This window comes from Aureivirga sp. CE67 (genome assembly GCF_015767245.1).
Classification (GTDB): Bacteria; Bacteroidota; Bacteroidia; order Flavobacteriales; family Flavobacteriaceae; genus Aureivirga.
In genome coordinates, this window is the sequence record NZ_JADOTV010000007.1 from 1 (window position 1) to 18,081 (window position 18,081).

At 29.8% G+C, this 18,081-nt stretch carries 12 protein-coding genes; 11 read left to right on the forward strand and 1 reads right to left on the reverse strand.

Annotated features, from left to right (window positions below):
• Positions 1–7,176: hypothetical protein (locus I0K12_RS10105; RefSeq protein ID WP_410548828.1), on the reverse strand; the 7,176-nt coding region annotated here is incomplete at its 3' end.
• An 800-nt stretch (positions 7,177–7,976) separates the two neighbouring features.
• Between I0K12_RS10105 and I0K12_RS10110 the strand changes: the two genes are divergently transcribed.
• The 11 genes from I0K12_RS10110 (at position 7,977) to I0K12_RS10160 (ending at position 18,076) form a co-directional block, all read left to right on the forward strand.
• Positions 7,977–9,305 (forward strand): hypothetical protein, encoded by a 1,329-nt coding sequence (locus I0K12_RS10110; RefSeq protein ID WP_196887650.1) that lies wholly within the window; start codon positions 7,977–7,979, stop codon positions 9,303–9,305.
• Between the two features lie 33 nt (positions 9,306–9,338).
• Positions 9,339–10,460 (forward strand): hypothetical protein, encoded by a 1,122-nt coding sequence (locus I0K12_RS10115; protein ID WP_196887652.1) that lies wholly within the window; start codon positions 9,339–9,341, stop codon positions 10,458–10,460.
• Positions 10,461–10,653: 193 nt separating this feature from the next.
• Positions 10,654–12,180, forward strand: a complete 1,527-nt coding sequence (locus I0K12_RS10120; RefSeq protein ID WP_196887654.1) for a tetratricopeptide repeat protein — start codon at positions 10,654–10,656, stop codon at positions 12,178–12,180.
• A gap of 440 nt (positions 12,181–12,620) precedes the next feature.
• Entirely contained in the window at positions 12,621–13,160 is a 540-nt protein-coding gene (locus I0K12_RS10125; protein ID WP_196887655.1) for a hypothetical protein, read from the forward strand.
• A 216-nt stretch (positions 13,161–13,376) separates the two neighbouring features.
• A complete protein-coding gene (locus I0K12_RS10130) occupies positions 13,377–13,946 on the forward strand; it encodes a hypothetical protein (protein WP_196887657.1) in 570 nt (189 codons plus the stop codon).
• A 163-nt stretch (positions 13,947–14,109) separates the two neighbouring features.
• Entirely contained in the window at positions 14,110–14,730 is a 621-nt protein-coding gene (locus I0K12_RS10135; RefSeq protein WP_196887659.1) for a hypothetical protein, read from the forward strand.
• A gap of 246 nt (positions 14,731–14,976) precedes the next feature.
• Positions 14,977–15,519, forward strand: a complete 543-nt coding sequence (locus tag I0K12_RS10140; RefSeq protein ID WP_196887661.1) for a hypothetical protein — start codon at positions 14,977–14,979, stop codon at positions 15,517–15,519.
• Between the two features lie 8 nt (positions 15,520–15,527).
• Positions 15,528–16,073, forward strand: coding sequence for a hypothetical protein (locus I0K12_RS10145; RefSeq protein WP_196887663.1), 546 nt, complete (start codon positions 15,528–15,530; stop codon positions 16,071–16,073).
• A gap of 29 nt (positions 16,074–16,102) precedes the next feature.
• Entirely contained in the window at positions 16,103–16,621 is a 519-nt protein-coding gene (locus tag I0K12_RS10150; protein ID WP_196887665.1) for a hypothetical protein, read from the forward strand.
• Between the two features lie 113 nt (positions 16,622–16,734).
• Positions 16,735–17,304: a hypothetical protein gene (locus I0K12_RS10155; protein ID WP_196887667.1), complete on the forward strand. Its 570-nt coding sequence runs from the start codon at positions 16,735–16,737 to the stop codon at positions 17,302–17,304.
• Between the two features lie 223 nt (positions 17,305–17,527).
• Positions 17,528–18,076, forward strand: coding sequence for a hypothetical protein (locus I0K12_RS10160; RefSeq protein WP_196887669.1), 549 nt, complete (start codon positions 17,528–17,530; stop codon positions 18,074–18,076).
• The last annotated feature ends 5 nt before the right edge of the window (positions 18,077–18,081 follow it).

An 18,081-nucleotide genomic window follows, 5' to 3' on the forward strand; every position in this document is an offset into this window, starting at 1 on the left:
ATAAGGAACTAATTTGTTAATCACTGGACCATCAATCGCTCCTTCGTGATACACAACTTCTCCTGTTCCTCCATTTAAAATCTCTGCATCTTTTTCGTATAATAAGAATCCTTGAACAACTCCGTTCGTGTCATCTCCATCCACATCTTCATCACAAAGTTCCAATTGTTCAGGTTGTGTTAAAATTGGAGCATCATTAACTTTTAACTCTAGAGGAACTACTTTTCCACAATTTGTATCAGGATATTCTACGCGAACCCAAATAGTTTGCGGATTCGTTTCATTTACAAAATTAATTTCATTCAAAATATAACCAACACCTTGAGTTGTATTCGTTACATCTCCTGAAATTGCTGCATTTTCTGTAAAATAATATTCGAAAGAAATATCTAACTCTGTTGAAATTTCATTTTCTTTATCAGTCAAATTGAAAATTGTAAATCCATCTTTTATTTCATCATCACAAAGATTAAAAGTTTCAGGAGCAATTATTTCAGGAGTAGGATTTACAACTAAATCTAAAGTTGTTATTTCTGAACAGCCTGTAATAATATTTTTAACCAAAGCATAAATAGTTTGATTATTAATATCAAGATTAGAATAATTGTTTACATCGGAAATAGCATTTGGATAAACTTCTTCTTGAGCATCAATTAATTCTTCAAAATAAGTAATTTCAATTTGCCCTAAAGAATAAGCAATTTCAGTATATTTTAAAGTTAAATCAAACTCTGTAAATCCATCATTATTTAAATCACAAACTTCTAATGGACTAGGGTTTGACGAAACTGGAGACGCATGAATAATTAATTCGAATGTTACAATTTCGTAACAATGTGTCACATAATTTTCTAAACGAACCCAAATAGTTTGCTGACTAGGAATTGTATTCGTAAATGGTTGATCAACATCTATAGAATTAATAGAATTTTCTGCATCAATTTCAGATTCATGCATGGTTACAATTAATTCAGAATAGTTATTTGTAATATCTTCTTTTATCGTATTTAAGTGAAAAACTGCATGTCCGATATTGTTAGGATCTTCACAAAGTTCATAATTTGGAATAGGATTAATTTCTGGTTTTTCAAAAACTTCTAATTCTATAGGATGTGTAATAAAACAACCTGTAGTTGGATTCGTAATTCGAGCGAAAACAATGTTTGCACTTGAAGAATAAGCTCCGATAATAGCATTATTTAAATCTCCTAAAACTGCATTAGATTCCGTTTCATAATAAGTAATATTATATTCATTTAATGGATCCATTATGAGAGTTCCTTCTTCTAAATCAAAATCAGCAGTTCCATCATTATTATCATCACAAACAGTTAGCTTTTCTAAATCTTGAATAACTGGTAAAGGATTTACAATTAGATCTAAAATAACATGAGAATCACAACCAGTTATTGGATTGGTAACAACAGCATAAACACTCTGAATTCCAGGGTTTATATTTGTATAAGGAACCAATTTATTAATAATCGGACCATCAACTGAATTTTCATGATAAACCACTTCAAAAATTTCTCCGTTTAGAATTTCCAAATCTTTTTGAAATAATAAAAAACTCTGTACAATTCCATTTGCTCCATCACCATCAGAATCTTCATCACAAAGTTCGATAGGAGTAGGTTGTGCTAGATTTGGAACTTCATTTATTTCTAAATCTAAAGGAACAATTGTAGAGCAATTTGTAGTAGAATTGGTAAACTCTGTACGAATCCAAACAGTTTGAGGATTGGTATCATTTATAAAATTTGTTGGATCTGAGATAAAACCGATTCCTTGAGTTGTATCTGAAATATCTCCAACCAAAGCAGCATTTTCTGTATAATAATATTCAAAAGAAATTCCTGTTTGAGAAACAATTTCATTTTCTCGAATTGTTAAATCAAAAACTACAATTCCGTTTATGGTATCATCACTACAAAGTGAAATTATTTCAGGAATAAGTACTTCTGGAGTTGGATTTACGATTAATTCAAAAGTTTCAATTTCAATACAACCAGTATGAATATTTTTTAATAAAACATAAATAGTTTGATTGTTTAAAATTGTATTTTCAAAAGCAGTAAAATTAGTAATTGCATTCGCGAAATTTTCTTGCTCAGCATCTATTAAAGCTTCAAAATACGTAACAGAAATATCTATTTGTCCATTTAATATTTCATTTCCTTTAATTGTCAAATCAAAAATTTCTTTTCCATCATTATTTGGATCACAAAGCTCTAGAGGATTTGGAGTTGTAGAAACAGGAAGATTATGAATTATTATATCTAAAGTTGTTAAATCATAACAATGTGTAATATTATTTTCCAAACGAACCCAAACTGTATAATTTGTTGGACTAATATTATTGGTATATGGAGAAGCAATAGCATTGGAATTACTATGCGCTTCCACTTCTGTATGGTGGTAAGAAACTAAAAAATCTGGATTAGCTTGATTAAATAAATAATCAACAGTTGTTAAATCAATAGATTCAATTCCATCATTTGAAGGATCATCACAAACTTCTAAAATTTGCTGCGTTGCTGGTAAAGCTGGTTGTGGTAAAACTTCAATCACAAAAGGAGTCACGATTCCACAATTAGTAATATCATTTTTAAGAACAGCATAAATTGTTTGTGTTGGACTTATTGTATTTTCAAAAGTTGTTGTGTTTGAAATATAAGCTGTAGAACTTGTATTTCCATTGATATCATCTACTGCTAAGTTAGCTTCATTTAAATCCGTAAAATAGGTAACCGAAATTCCAGTTTGTCCATTTAAAATCTCAGTTTCTTTTTGTGTTAAATCAAAAATTGCCTTTCCGTCATTGTTTTCATCACAAATTTCGAAAGGTGTTGGAATTGTAGAAATCGGAAGTTCATGAACAAAAACATCTAAAGTTGTCAAATCATAACAATGCGTAATATTATTTTCTAAACGAACCCAAACCGTATAATTTGTTGGACTTGTCGAATTTGTGTAAGGAGAAGCAATAGCATTGGAACTACTATGCGCTTCCACTTCTGTATGGTGGTAAGAAACTAAAAAATTTGGATTGGCTTGATTAAATAAATAATCAACTAATGTTAAATCAATAGATTCAATTCCATCATTTGAAGGATCATCACAAACTTCTAAAATTTGCTGCGTTGCTGGTAAAGCTGGTTGTGGTAAAACTTCAATCACAAAAGGAGTCACGATTCCACAATTTGTAATATTATTTTTAAGAACAGCATAAATTGTTTGTGCTGGACTTGTTGTATTTTCAAAAGTTGTAGTGTTCGAAATGTATGCTGTAGAACTCGTATTTCCATTGATATCATCTACTGCTAAGTTAGCTTCGTTTAAATCTGTAAAATACGTAACCGAAATACCAGTTTGTCCATTTAAAATCTCATTTTCTTTTTGTGTTAAATCAAAAACTGCTTTTCCGTCATTGTTTTCATCACAAATTTCGAAAGGCGTAGGAATTGTAGAAATCGGAAGTTCGTGAACAAAAACATCTAAAGTTGTCAAATCATAACAATGTGTAATATTATTTTCTAAACGAACCCAAACCGTATAATTTGTTGGACTTGTAGAATTTGTATAAGGAGAAGTAATAGCGTTAGTACTACTATGCGCTTCCGCTTCTGTATGGTGGTAAGAAACTAAAAAATCTGGGTTTGCTTGATTAAATAAATAATCAACTGTTGTTAAATCAATCGATTCAATTCCGTCATTTGAAGGATCATCACAAACTTCTAAAATTTGTTGCGTTGCTGGCAAAGCAGGCTGTGGTAAAACTTCAATCACAAAAGGTGTCACGATTCCACAATTTGTAATATTATTTTTAAGAACAGCATAAATTGTTTGTGCTGGACTCGTTGTATTTTCAAAAGTTGTTGTGTTCGAAATATATGCTGTAGAGCTTGTATTTCCATTAATATCGTCTACTGCAATATTAGCTTCATTTAAATCTGTAAAATAGGTAACTGAAATGCCAGTTTGTCCATTTAAAATCTCAGTTTCTTTTTGTGTTAAATCAAAAATAGCTTTTCCGTCATTGTTTTCATCACAAATTTCAAAAGGAACAGGAATTGTAGAAATTGGAAGTTCGTGAACAAAAACATCTAAAGTTGTCAAATCATAACAATGCGTAATATTATTTTCCAAACGAACCCAAACTGTATAATTTGTTGGGCTAATATTATTTGTATATGGAGAAGCAATAGTGTTAGAACTATTATGCGCTTCCACTTCTGTATGATGGTAAGAAACTAAAAAATCTGGGTTAGCTTGATTAAATAAATAATCAACAGTTGTTAAATCAATAGATTCAATTCCATCATTTGAAGGATCATCACAAACTTCTAAAATTTGCTGCGTTGCTGGTAGAGCAGGTTGTGGTAAAACTTCAATCACAAAAGGAGTCACGATTCCACAATTAGTAATATCATTTTTAAGAACAGCATAAATTGTTTGTGCTGGACTCGTTGTATTTTCAAAAGTTGTTGTGTTTGAAATATAAGCTGTAGAGCTTGTATTTCCATTAATATCATTTACTGCTAAATTAGCTTCATTTAAATCCGTAAAATAGGTAACTGAAATGCCAGTTTGTCCATTTAAAATCTCCGTTTCTTTTTGTGTTAAATCAAAAATTGCTTTTCCGTCATTGTTTTCATCACAAATTTCGAAAGGAACAGGAATTGTAGAAATCGGAAGTTCGTGAACAAAAACATCTAAAGTTGTTAAATCATAACAATGTGTAATATTATTTTCCAAACGAACCCAAACTGTATAATTTGTTGGGTTAATATTATTGGTATAAGGAGAAGCAATAGCATTGGAATTACTATGCGCTTCCGCTTCTGTATGGTGGTAAGAAACTAAAAAATCTGGATTAGCTTGATTAAATAAATAATCGACTAATGTTAAATCAATAGATTCAATTCCATCATTTGAAGAATCATCACAAACTTCTAAAATTTGCTGCGTTGCTGGTAAAGCTGGTTGTGGTAAAACTTCAATCACAAAAGGAGTCACGATTCCACAATTTGTAATATTATTTTTAAGAACAGCATAAATTGTTTGTGCTGGACTTGTTGTATTTTCAAAAGTTGTAGTGTTCGAAATGTATGCTGTAGAACTCGTATTTCCATTGATATCGTCTACTGCTAAATTAGCTTCGTTTAAATCTGTAAAATAGGTAACTGAAATTCCGGTTTGTCCATTTAAAATCTCCGTTTCTTTTTGTGTTAAATCAAAAATTGCTTTTCCGTCATTGTTTTCATCACAAATTTCAAAAGGAACAGGAATTGTAGAAATCGGTAAATCATAAACAGTTAAATGAATTTCTGCTGTTGCCCAACAACCAGTGATTGTATTATTTACATACGCAAAAATAGTTTTTGTATCTGAAATATAATTCGATGGATTTGAAATTGCAGGACTCGTTGGTAGATTAGCTCCAGAAGCGAAATCTAAAACTTCATAATAGGAAACAGAGGCATTTGTGTTTGTTCCTATAATTTCATTATCTAAAACAGTCAAATCAAAAGGACGAAAACCATCAGGGACTGAATCGTCACATAATTCTATAGAATAAGATTGATCGATGATTGGAATGTCATTTACTTCTAGATGAAAAAATCCCATATTTTCACATCCAGTTGCGTTATCAGTTAAGAGATAATAAATAGTAGAATTTCCAGAAGTATATGAAGTAGTATTTAAGATTTCAGAAGTATAAGTAGCGTCGGAATAATATTTTACATTAAAATTTCCTCCATTGTCTAGTGTAGAATTTTGTTGTGTTAAATCCCAAGTGATGAGACCGTCAACATCAAAATCACAATCAGAAACTGTATAAGTTGGAGGTGCATTTGGCAATGGATTTAAAAATAATTGAAAACTTACGGAATTTTCGCAATTTGTATTATTGTCTGTTACTGTAGCCGTGATTACTTCCCCATTTGTACCAAAATATGTATCTAGATTTGTTATAATTCCTCCCAAATTATCATAGTAAATAATCGTTACATCTGAACTATTGTTGATAATTGCACTTTGAGGTGTTAAATCAAAGATCAAATTATTTTCACAATTATATAAATCATTTGGCTGATTTGCCACAACTTCTGGATGCTCGTTAAGTTCAAAACTAGTTATATCATAACAATCCGTTAAGTTTACATTTTCCACACGAACCCAGATTGTTTTTGGGTTTGAAGTTGTGAAATTTCCAGTAATAGGATTTGAGTTATTATTGGCTTCAGAAAGAGAATGATGGTAAGAAACCGAAAAGAGTGAAGCATTTAATCCAGACAAAATAGTGGAATCATACATAGTATGAAAATTAAAAACTTCTTGATCCAAATCGCAGGAAATGAAATCTAGATTTGTAGCTGTAATTATTGGTACTTCATGAAAAGTAATAACACCATCTTCAAAAGCTTGATCATTTGTGATTGTATCCGTGATGGTCAAACCATATGTTCCTGAAGTTGTAATTGTATAAACAGGATTTGTTGCTCCAGGAATATCTTCAAAAATTCCTGTATTTTCATTTAACAAAGACCATTGATAACTCAGCGGGTTTCCAGTTGGATTATTTTCAGCTGTTCCGTCAATTTCTAAATCTGTTCCTTTACAAGCATCTTGATCTGTAAGAGATGCTAGAATTTCACAGTTTGTAGAACCAGTACCTCCTGTTTGTTCTACTTGAATAAAACCAGGTGAACCATTATAATTTGTGATAAGAATTAGATAAAATTCACCTACAACTCCATTTGGAATATCACATTGTTCTACAGGATTGGCAGAATAACTACAATCTATTTCGTTCGACGAATTTAAATCACTAGTAACCATATTTAAATCACTAAATGGTCCCCAGCAAATAAAGTCGACATCTAAACCAGAACCTGAGAAATCCGAAGAAGAATTTTGAGAAATTGTTAATTCGATTGAGCCACTTACACCAACTTGAAGATAATACCAAGCAGGATTTGGTTGCGAACCCAAACAAGAATAATTTGGTCCAGATTGTGCAGTAGATCCATTGGATGTATTTGGAAAAAATAGCCCTGTTTCTGCACAAAAAGGATCGGCGTTTTCGAAAGTTGAATTGTTATTTTGAGAATAGGAGTGGAGCTGACATAATAATAACAATGAAAATGAGACGAGTAATTTTAATTTCATATTTAGTTAGTATTTGTTGAGAATATCCTCCCATATAATGTACAAATACGTATCGCATCGTCTTAAATGCAACAAATATGAATAATATGTTATATGTGGGGGATGTGATAGTTTAATTATAATATTTCCGTGAAAACTTTAAATTTTATGCAAAATTTTAAGTAAATATTGTAATTATACTGCAAGGTAAATAATATTAATCGAAAAAAAAAAGTGTAAAATTAGAAGTTGGATTTTAGAATGATAAAAATAATAACAAATTATAAGTATTTGAAATATAGTTCATAAGCTTGAGTGATATGTGATATTTTATCTCATAAACTCATATTTTAACTAACATTACACAAGATTCTGAAAATGTTAAAAAATGATGATTTTTTAAGTTTGAAAAGAAGTGAAAATTTTAGAAAAAAAACAGGATATTTTTCTTTATTTAAATTGAATCTAAATAATAAATAACGAAAAATCTAAAAAAATATTATGTGATTAGTAAAAAAAATATTTTGCATTCATTTGTTTCGGAAAAGGAAAAAAATCTGAAAAAATATCAAAATAAATATTAGACATTATCACGTTTAGAATCTTATGAGGGAATTTTGTTTCATCAAAAACACACCCCTAGCCCCTCTCAAGAGGGGAACTTGACAATCTGTATGTTTTTATACAAAATCAAACGTGATAATATTTATTTAAGAAAGTTTTTAAAATACTTAACTATTTTTTTAAATTTAATTTTTTAAAAATTGACAATATCCTACAGTTTTAACGAATTAATAAAGAAAGTTTTAATAGAAAAAACTATGGAAATTATAGAATGTTTTGAAGAATTTAAAGAATCACTTCAAAAATATTGTAGAAGTAATGCTCGTATTCGAATAAAAGATAAATATTCCCAATTATCAGAAAGAAAATTAAAAACAAATTCAAATGAATTGAAGAACTTAGAAGAATACTTGGGGTATAAATTACCTCAAGATTTCTTATCATACCAAAAAATAAGCACCAGTATTTATTTTCAATGGAGAGGTAACTTCGATCAAAACGATATATGGTATTGTATTTCAGGGAATCAAGAAGTTGAATCCATGTATGGAATCCTTCAAAATCACAGGGCCATAATAAAGAAGTATACTGGAACTAAACTACTTCAGTATTTAAAAAATGGTTATATCATTTTTTCTACATTAGGGACAGGCTTCAGAGTCCTTGCCAAAATTTACAATGATACGCATGAACTCTATCTTTACATTCCCGATGAAGAAAGTCTTCACAAACTTACCGTCAATGCGGAGGAATTTGCTGAACTAAGTATCCGAACAAGAGGCTTGGAACTATGGCCACTTTATATTACAGAAGAATTTCCAGAATGTATGAAAAAATATCCATATACAGGATTTTTTGAGCAAATGGAAATGTTGTTTCCTGAAGAAGATTTGAGTCGTTTTCGTCATCGTGAACTTTTTGCTGATCAACCAGAACTCAATGTCCGTTTTCATAAATGGAATTACAAAGGTAGGCTCGAAAAGGCATTTCTTAATCTTCCTGAAAACTGCAAAGTCATTCAATGCCTGCCCGGACAGGATATTCCGGTCAATAATGCTGAGTATGGAAATGTCCTTAGCTGGCAACTGGGTTTGGGCAAGGTCTTTCCAGAGGATTTTACTGCGTATAGATTGTGTTCACTTTTTACTTATATGGAATGGCAAGAAGACAATGATGTTCGTGCCAATTTTAAAATTCATCGCATCGAAGATATCTTTAGTCAAAATGCCGCTGAACACTACGGACTGGAGAAAGGATTGTATCCCCATCTTGAAGATAAATATATACTTTATTGTGATCCTTATCATGATATCGTTTTGCACTTTGAAGACGATGGACTGATGCCTTTGTTCATCATTCCGACTGACAGCAACCCAAACTGGGAATGCTATCATTATACAGATAGTTTTGACCAATTTATGGATGATCTGCTCAATGCCAGAGGGATGTTTCACTGGCCTAAATACTTGATAACAAAACACAGTCTTGATGATCCTGACTATGTCGAATTCAAAGAAAAACTACTTCGTTTGTTTCCAAATGCAGATATTTCAAGATATGAGAGAAAAACATTAATTGTAGAATAATTATAACTATTTTTTAAACAAAAACATAAAACTATGAAGAAGAATGCATCAGGAAATATCTCTTTATATTTAAGATTTAAGCTCAAAGAAAAAAAAGAATGGATCACAGAAGATGGTTTGTTCCCCAAGATTGTGAATATAATGCTGGAGCAGGATATTGTTCCTTTGCATTATTATTCCCTTGAAGATGATCGCTTAGTTCCGATTAATCAAAAAGAAATCATTGAAAACTATATAATTACTGAAGAAGGACAAACACGTTCTTTAGAACTATACAGAGAACAATCCGATCAGCCTTTTGATGATGGAATGGAATTTTCCAAATCTTCACTATATGGAGGTGAATTTGTTCTTTGTTTATTTCTAAATTCATTTGATACAGAAACAAATATTTCTAAACTTCAAAAGTTCATTTGGAATACTATAGACGTAATGAAAAATGATTGTTATTTGGAAGGGGGAGAAATACAAGTTATGTCCCCACACATAGATTATTTAGAGCCTCGACCTATGCGTAATTTCGGTGTATTTGTTAAAAAAGCCATCATCAATATCTTCGACCATGCTTATTTTGAAGCATTTCCGGATAAACTGGCAGGAATCAAAAAATATCAAGTGGATGAATTAATTCAAGCTTTAGAGACTAAAGATCATCCATATCAAGTTGAGAAAAGAGAGGATCGCTTTACGATGGTTACTTGGTCAGATACTTTACAAATTGATCAATTAAGTGACATCCTTTCTAAGCGTGAGGACTTTTTCTACGAAAATGTTTCTTTGCCTTTAGATCTTTACTTCAATGAGGAAGGAGACAAAAAGATAATGAATATTCATGATATGGACTTATTGCCTGAAGAGTATTTTTTCACTTATACTCACCGAAATTACAAGGCTGCTTTTAAAGCTTATGCTGGTCCTTCTGATACAGAAGTCGATGAAGACTCTGCTGAGCAGTTGAAAAAATTTGATAAATCAATGGAACTGGAAGACGGTAGAAAAATAAATCAAATTTTACTTATTGTTACTTCTAGAAAATTGGCACTGAGTCTTGAAGAGCATGCAAAATCATTAGGTGTATCTAAACTACTCTATGTTGATAATGACAAAAATCTCTGGGATATTTACCCAAAAGGAAATTGGAAAATAAAGAGTTGAATTTTTCTTTTTATAAATCAAATGTGATAATAGACATTATCACGATTGAAACCTTATGGTAGATTTTAATTATTTTAAAAACACACCCCTAGCCCCTCTCAAGAGGGGAATTTGATAATCTGCTAAACTTAATACAAAATGAATCGTGATAATATCTAATGTTTAATCTTTAAAAAAAAACTAATAAAATCTGATGATAAATAAAAGAAAAATTGTTTTTGACGCAAAGGATCTAAAGTCTTTAATGATAGGAAAGTTCAAGAGAGTTATTAACCAGATAAACAACGAGTTAAACTATGATTTCAAAGAAAACAAAGATTATGGAATCATCAATACAAAAATAGCCATAAAAGTTTATGAGGATATAAAAATAAAAATACATTTCATCAAATTATATAAATATGGTTTAGGTTATGTAGTTTTACATTCAGAGGATAATAATTCTATTGATAAAATTGAAGCTATTATAAATAATAATATTCCAATTTTACATACTACTAAATTATTTAATAATATAAATTTAAAACTAAATTGTAAAAATTTAATGTCCTTAGCTATCCACTTTTCAGGATCAGCTTTCAATGAAGAAGTATTTGATATTGTATCAAAAGCATTGCAGAGTAATGATGATGAATTACTTATCGGCGCACTAGATGCTGTATTGGCACTAGAATGGGACGAGTTGTACACTCCTGTATTAAATCTTTATCAAGGATCAGATACTACTGAGATTAAAGAAAAAGCCATATCTGTCTTAGAAACATATAAGGGTGAAAATTGGGTGCTTGATGACATACCTAAGCTTGAAAAACTCAAAGTTATGAGTGAAGAGCAGATTATTGAACTGGCTACAAAATATAAGGAAAATGAAAAGTATGAACAAGCTATTCGAATCATATCAGAATATTCAGGATATCAACAAAATGAGCATATGACATTGAAACTTGGACAAATATATAATCTACAGTCTCAATTCGATAAAGCAAAAGATTACTTCGACCAAGCCATAAATCTTGATGCTGATCTGGCAGAGGCATATTTTGAAAGAGGGACGATAGTCATTAACACGAATCCAAAGAATGCTATCCGTAATTTGGAAAAGGCATTATCACTTCAGCCAGATTATTATGAGGCTTTATTAAATTTAGGTATCGCTTATTATAATAATTCTGAGTCAACAAAAGCTATTGAAGTATTTGATAAACTTATATCAGAGAAGCCTTATGATAACGCATATTACTGTAGAGGAAATGTATACTATTCTATCAAAGATTATGATCAAGCAAAAGAAGATTATCTAAAATCCGAAAGTTTATTAAAAATTTCTCCAAGTGGGAGTATTTCTGCTGAGTATATTTATCAAAATTTAGGTCTTGTTGAAAAAGCTAAAGAAAATTATAATGAGGCAATTATATATTTTGACAAATCTATTGAGGCAAATCCTAAGTTCGCTCGTGCTTATATGAACAAGGGTTTAATTTTGTTGATTTTGAACAAAGTTGAAGAAGCAGGTGAGAATTTAGAAAATAGTGTTAATTACTCGAATGGTCATGATACTCAGATTCTTTTTGTTTATGGAGTATTTGTTTTCAACCAAGAGGAATTTGATGAAGCTGAAGTCTATTTTGAAAAAGTACTTAAAATTAATCCAAATCATGAACAAGCTCAAAAATATTTAGAAATCGCTAGAATAAAAATAGAAGAAGAATATTTTAATTAAATATCCTTTCTTTAATTACAAAAATTCCTTTGGTCTAAGCTGAAGGTTTTTTTTGTTTGTCTTTAATTTATTCATACATAGATTTGTTATATTAAAAATTGGATAGTTGTTTAACAATGGAGCAAATCTGAAAAAGTTAGTTTAGTATTAACTTTATCGTTCACCCTCAAAAATGAATTACCTAAAGCCGCTAATTTAAAAAGAGATGAACTTAAAGATAAGCTTAAAGAGATAAACCAAGCTCTACAGCACAAAAGCATTCCGCAGTTGTGTATGGGTGTTAAATATGAAATAAAGAACATTAAGCTTAATGGAAGTAGTGATAAAAGTGCAAATGGTAACAAGTTTATGCTTATTTATCAAAACTTAATATCCAAGAACAAACAGGCATTAGAAATCAATGAAGATAAATTTTTATCTAATTATTTAAAAAATGAAAGATGATTGATATTATAAACTTTTTAGAAGTTGCATTTAGAGAAGAAGTGACTTACGAATATGCATTTAGACAACCTGATAAAAAAGCCTTAGATGAAATTGTCAGGAGCTTTAATGATAGACATTGCACTTTAAATTTTAAAAATGTAATTGTAAAAAATAGATTATCATTTAACCCTGATGAATATTATGAAGAAGGCAAAGACTTACCAATGTCCGAACCTCGTAAACTCCTCAAGCTAAGTCACTATACAGGATCAGAATATGGCGATGTCTATTTAGCATATACGACTATGGTGAATCCATTAGATGACTATGACTTAGAGTTTATGGATTGTTTTTTTATTATTAAAGAAGGTGATCAATGGAAATTTGCCAAAAATTATTATTTCGGAGATCCCATGAATTATAAAGATCACTGGATTGAAGGGCCTGGTGAGAATGAACTTACTTTCGAAACTATCGGAGACTTTGTAGAAACTCAGCGTTTTATAGAGCCTGTTGATGATGATTCTAAAGAAGATTATTGGTTGGATAAATAATTAGTAAAAGCAAAACTATGTATTTGCCATATTTGCTAATACCAAAATCCCTAGCCTCTAAGCTGAAGGATTTTTTGCCCGTCAGTCACTTAGCGTATGTAAAGTGTTATGATGTAATTGATAATGACAAAAACCTCTGGGATATTTACCCAAAAGGAAATTGGAAAATAAAGAGTTGAATTAGATAGTGTTTGGAACAGAATAAAAAATAAAAGCATGGAAAAAATATACAATTTTATCACTGAATTTGTTAGAAATGATTATGAGATTCATAGAACAAAGTATGATATAGGTTTATCAGATGAAAACCATCACAAATTATCTACAAAACTCAACTCATATATTCATCCATATCTAAATTATAATCAAAACAGAGTTAGAAAGGTGGCTTCTGTTCTAAATGATCAAGTGTATCTAAACAGATTTTCACGAAAAATAAAGAAAATCATACCTAGAACGCTTTTCCAAATCAAACATTACCAACATCCTGAATTAGGTTCCAGTTTAGAGTCTATTGTCAAAGGTTGTGATCTCTGGGCTTGTTATTTGAGTTATGATCAGCAAGGTGGACGTGATCTTTATTTCTCATCTATCTTCTTTGTGGCTAATACCAATGTAGGCTTAAAAATTATTTATAAAATGAGTTTTGATTCTGATAATGGAGAGTGGTATCATCCACATAATGGTGAAGTACTTCAAGTGCTAAATCCTGGAAGACTTATTTCAGTAGAAAAATACCAAGCACCTGAAGAGGAAACAAGCCTGATGAATTATAATACAGAGTAATTATTACAGAGGTTATTTGCTCAGCTGATAATGGCGGAAAAAATAAAAATTGAAAGAAAATGTGTTCAAATTCACTATAGATGATGACTTGTGATGTTGAGGTGTGTTTAGATAATTATTAGATTCGTATAATTTATATGGACTTAAAAAAATAGTATTTTATATGGGAAATATTTTAAAATTTATTGATAAATATCTGTGTAGTGAAAATGAATTATTACTCGATTCATATGATTACAATGTATCTGAAGAACAATTTGAAATTAAAGAAAATATTATATATGAAAATTTTCATCATTCTATTTTAGGAAATTCTTTGTTTTGTAGACAAATTGATGATGAAGATGATGCATATGAGGTTGAACTATCTAGTAAAAGTCGTGAAAAAATTATAAAACGTACTCTTTTTCAAATCAAACATTATCAAGATCCAAAAATGGGAGATCTTTTGGAAAGACATTGTAAAGGAAGTTGGTTAGATAAAGAATTTAAAAATGATCCAGATGTCACTACCAACTTTATTGATTCCAAAAATATTTGGGCTTGTTATGTGAGCCATTCTGAAGATTTTGATAAGCCATTAAGCTATTCTCGTATTTATTATGTAGCCAATACAGAAAAAGGTTTAAAGATCATAGATTACAATAGATTTGTTCAAGGAAAATGGGAACATCAAGCGGATACTGATGTGATGGATATTATCAATCCTGGAACACTTATTTCAGTAGAAAAATACCAAGCACCTGAGGAAGAAATGAGTCTGATGGATTATAATGCAGAGTAATTTTAAATTTGAATCACACCAAAATTTCTTGGTTCTAAGCTGAAGGATTTTTATATAAATTATCACTTTATTAACTTCTTGGAGAAAGTGTCGTTAAACTTGCCAAAGTAAATAAATTAGTGAATGTGAGGAGTATTTATATATGCTATGTTACATAAAATGATAATAATGTCTAAGATTATAACTTAGATAATTCTAAATTTGATTTTATAAAAGAAAATAAAAAATTAAAACAATATTATTATAATGAATGTAATTAAAGAATTTTTAAAGTCTTTTTTTAACGCTGAAGCAGTTGCTAAAGATGCTATGTTAATTCCTGATTTAAAATCATTAACTGATAAAGTTAATATTTTAAATGAATTTTGCATTAAAGAGCTTGATAATGCATTTGTAGCTAAAATGGATAATCTTTTGCCAGACGGATTTTATAAAAGAGCTATGGGGTCTAAAAAATTTCAACCTCGTCATCTCTTCAAAATCAGTCACTATATCAATGATAAATACGGTGATTTGTATTTAGCTTATGTATCAGAACCAAATACTGATAGTAAATATGATTTAGAATATTTTGATTGTTTTTTTATCACTAAAATTAATAATGAGTACAAAATAATTCGAGATTTTTTTGTTCATAAAGATCGTGATATGGGAACAATTAATTGGAATCCTCATCATGGTGATAGAGATATTGATTTTGACACTGTTGGTGAATACATCTCCAGTGAGAGATATTTAGAGCCTTCAGAATGTGAGTTTTCGATGAAAGATTACTTAGCTGATAAATAATTGATGAAATGGATAAAATAAATGTTTTTCTAAAAAGATTTTTTAAAGCAGAAGTAGATGCTAAAATCTCTAGTTGGTTTAATAACATCGAAAACTATAATATCAAATTAAAAAAAATGAACTCATTCCTTATTGAAGATTTGAAAGAATCATTTGGAATGGTATATCTGAGTGAACCAAAAGATGATGAGTTTTATAATGATGTAAAATATAGCTCACTTCCAACAAATCCTCGCCATCTATTCAAAATCAGTCATTACAAAAATGAGAAATACGGTGATTTGTATTTGGCTTATGTTTCTAATACCAATGCTGATGAATATACATTACATTATTCACTATGCTTTTTTATTACTGAAATAGATGGTCATCTTAAAATAATAAAAGAATATTTTAGAAGCTTAAATGAATATGATTATACATATGATTGGGCGGAAGGAGTAGGTATAGAATACGTAACCTTCGAAACCGCTGGTGAATTCATCTCCTGTGAACGATATCTTGAACCAAATGGTTGTGAATTTTCTATGAAAGATTATTTAACAAATAAATAAAATGGTGAATGAATAAAATAAAAAAATATTTGCAAAAATTTTTTATAATAGAATCAGAGCTTTTTGACTTATTATCAAATAAAAATATTGATTTGTATAACAGGAAATTAGAGCGATATGAGGATCATTTCGTTAATGAACTTCAGGAAACATATGCAGAATTAGAAGCTCCTTTTGATGATTCATACTATGAGAGAAAAAAAGGGGAAACTAAAAATAGACCTCGACATCTCTTCAAAATAAGTGAGTATGAACATCCAAAGTATGGAAAACTATATCTTGCTTATACTTCGAACACAAATCCTGTTTTAAAACCTAGTTTAAGCTATTTCCAGTGCTTTTATATCACACAGGTGGAAGGTGAATGGAAAATATTAAAAATGAGTATTGTAAATCATAATAGAACAAAGAAAAAAAAATATTGGTCTTCTATGGATGGTTATAATGATGTTTCATTTACTCAATCTGGAAAATTTATATGCGCTGAACGTTATATAGAACCTTCTGCATGCGAATTTTCTATGAAAGATTATTTAACTGATAAATAAAAGAGCTGATGAACCAAATATTAGTGTTGAATGAGGACCTGACTTATTATATGGTATCAATAAAATAATTTAATTAGAAATATCCAATTTATTATTTGGAACAAAATAAAAGTATGGAAAAAATATACAATTTTATCACTGAGTTTGTTAGAAATGATTATGAGATTCATAGGACAAAGTATGATATAAGTTTATCAGATGAAAACCATGACAAATTATCTACAAAACTCAATTCATATATTCATCCATATCTAAATTATAATCAAAACAGAGTTAGAAAGGTGGCTTCTGTTCTTAATGATCAAGTGTATTTAAATAGATTTTCACGAAAAATAAATAAAATCATACCTAGAACGCTTTTCCAAATCAAACATTACCAACATCCTGAATTAGGTTCTAGCTTAGAGTCTATTATCAAAGATGATGATCTTTGGGCTTGTTATCTGAGTTATGATCAGCAAGGTGGACGTGATCTTTATTTCTCATCTATTTTCTTTGTGGCTAATACCAATAAAGGCTTAAAAATTATTTATAAAATGAGTTTTGATTCTGATAATGGAGAATGGTATCATCCGCATAATGGAGAAGTACTCCAGGTACTCAACCCTGGCACTCTTATCTCTGTTGAAAAATACCAAGCTCCTGAAGAGGAAACGAGTCTGATGGATTATAATACAGAGTAATTATCACAGAGAATGTTTACTCAGCTGATAAAGACGGAAAAAATAAAAAAATGAATGAAAATGTGTTCAAATTCACTATAGATGATGACTTGTGATGTTGAGGTGTGTTTGAGTTAATTAAAGTTCTTGAATTCAGAGATTAAAGTAATATCTTTAGATTCTTGTAGAGAAAAAGAAAGAGATACTATGAAAGAGGATAAAATATTAAAGAAATACCCTATAAATGGATAAAATAAATACTTTTCTAAAAAGATTTTTTAAATCAGAAATAGATGCTAAAATTTCTAGTTGGTTTAATAATATCGAAAACTATAATATCAAATTAAAAAAAATGAACTCATTCCTGATTGAAGATTTGAAAGAATCATTTGGAATGGTATATCTGAGTGAACCAAAAGACGATGAGTTTTATAATGATGTAAAATATAGCTCACTTCCAACAAATCCCCGCCACCTCTTCAAAATCAGTCATTACAAAAATAAGAAATACGGTGATTTGTATTTGACTTATGTGTCTATAGATAATCCGAATTCTAGCTATAGTCAAAACTATTTCATGTGTTTATGTATTACGTTTATTGATGACAAATTAAAAATAATTAAAAGATTTATTTTCTCTGAAGATGAGGTAACTGAAGAAAAGTATTGGAGAGAAAGTGAAGGAGTTAATGATTTGTTTTTTGGTAACTTAGGAACGTTCATTTCTTGTGAACGCTGTTTAGAACCAAAACATTGTGAATTTTCTATGAAAGATTATTTAACAGATAAATAAAAGAG

Excerpts from the sequence above, each read along its gene's own strand:
- I0K12_RS10110 (WP_196887650.1), top strand. The coding sequence starts at position 7,977 with ATGGAAATTATAGAATGTTTTGAAGAATTTAAAGAATCACTTCAAAAA.
- I0K12_RS10115 (WP_196887652.1), top strand. The coding sequence starts at position 9,339 with ATGAAGAAGAATGCATCAGGAAATATCTCTTTATATTTAAGATTTAAG.
- I0K12_RS10120 (WP_196887654.1), top strand. The coding sequence starts at position 10,654 with ATGATAAATAAAAGAAAAATTGTTTTTGACGCAAAGGATCTAAAGTCT.
- I0K12_RS10125 (WP_196887655.1), top strand. The coding sequence starts at position 12,621 with ATGATTGATATTATAAACTTTTTAGAAGTTGCATTTAGAGAAGAAGTG.
- I0K12_RS10130 (WP_196887657.1), top strand. The coding sequence starts at position 13,377 with ATGGAAAAAATATACAATTTTATCACTGAATTTGTTAGAAATGATTAT.
- I0K12_RS10135 (WP_196887659.1), top strand. The coding sequence starts at position 14,110 with ATGGGAAATATTTTAAAATTTATTGATAAATATCTGTGTAGTGAAAAT.
- I0K12_RS10140 (WP_196887661.1), top strand. The coding sequence starts at position 14,977 with ATGAATGTAATTAAAGAATTTTTAAAGTCTTTTTTTAACGCTGAAGCA.
- I0K12_RS10145 (WP_196887663.1), top strand. The coding sequence starts at position 15,528 with ATGGATAAAATAAATGTTTTTCTAAAAAGATTTTTTAAAGCAGAAGTA.
- I0K12_RS10155 (WP_196887667.1), top strand. The coding sequence starts at position 16,735 with ATGGAAAAAATATACAATTTTATCACTGAGTTTGTTAGAAATGATTAT.
- I0K12_RS10160 (WP_196887669.1), top strand. The coding sequence starts at position 17,528 with ATGGATAAAATAAATACTTTTCTAAAAAGATTTTTTAAATCAGAAATA.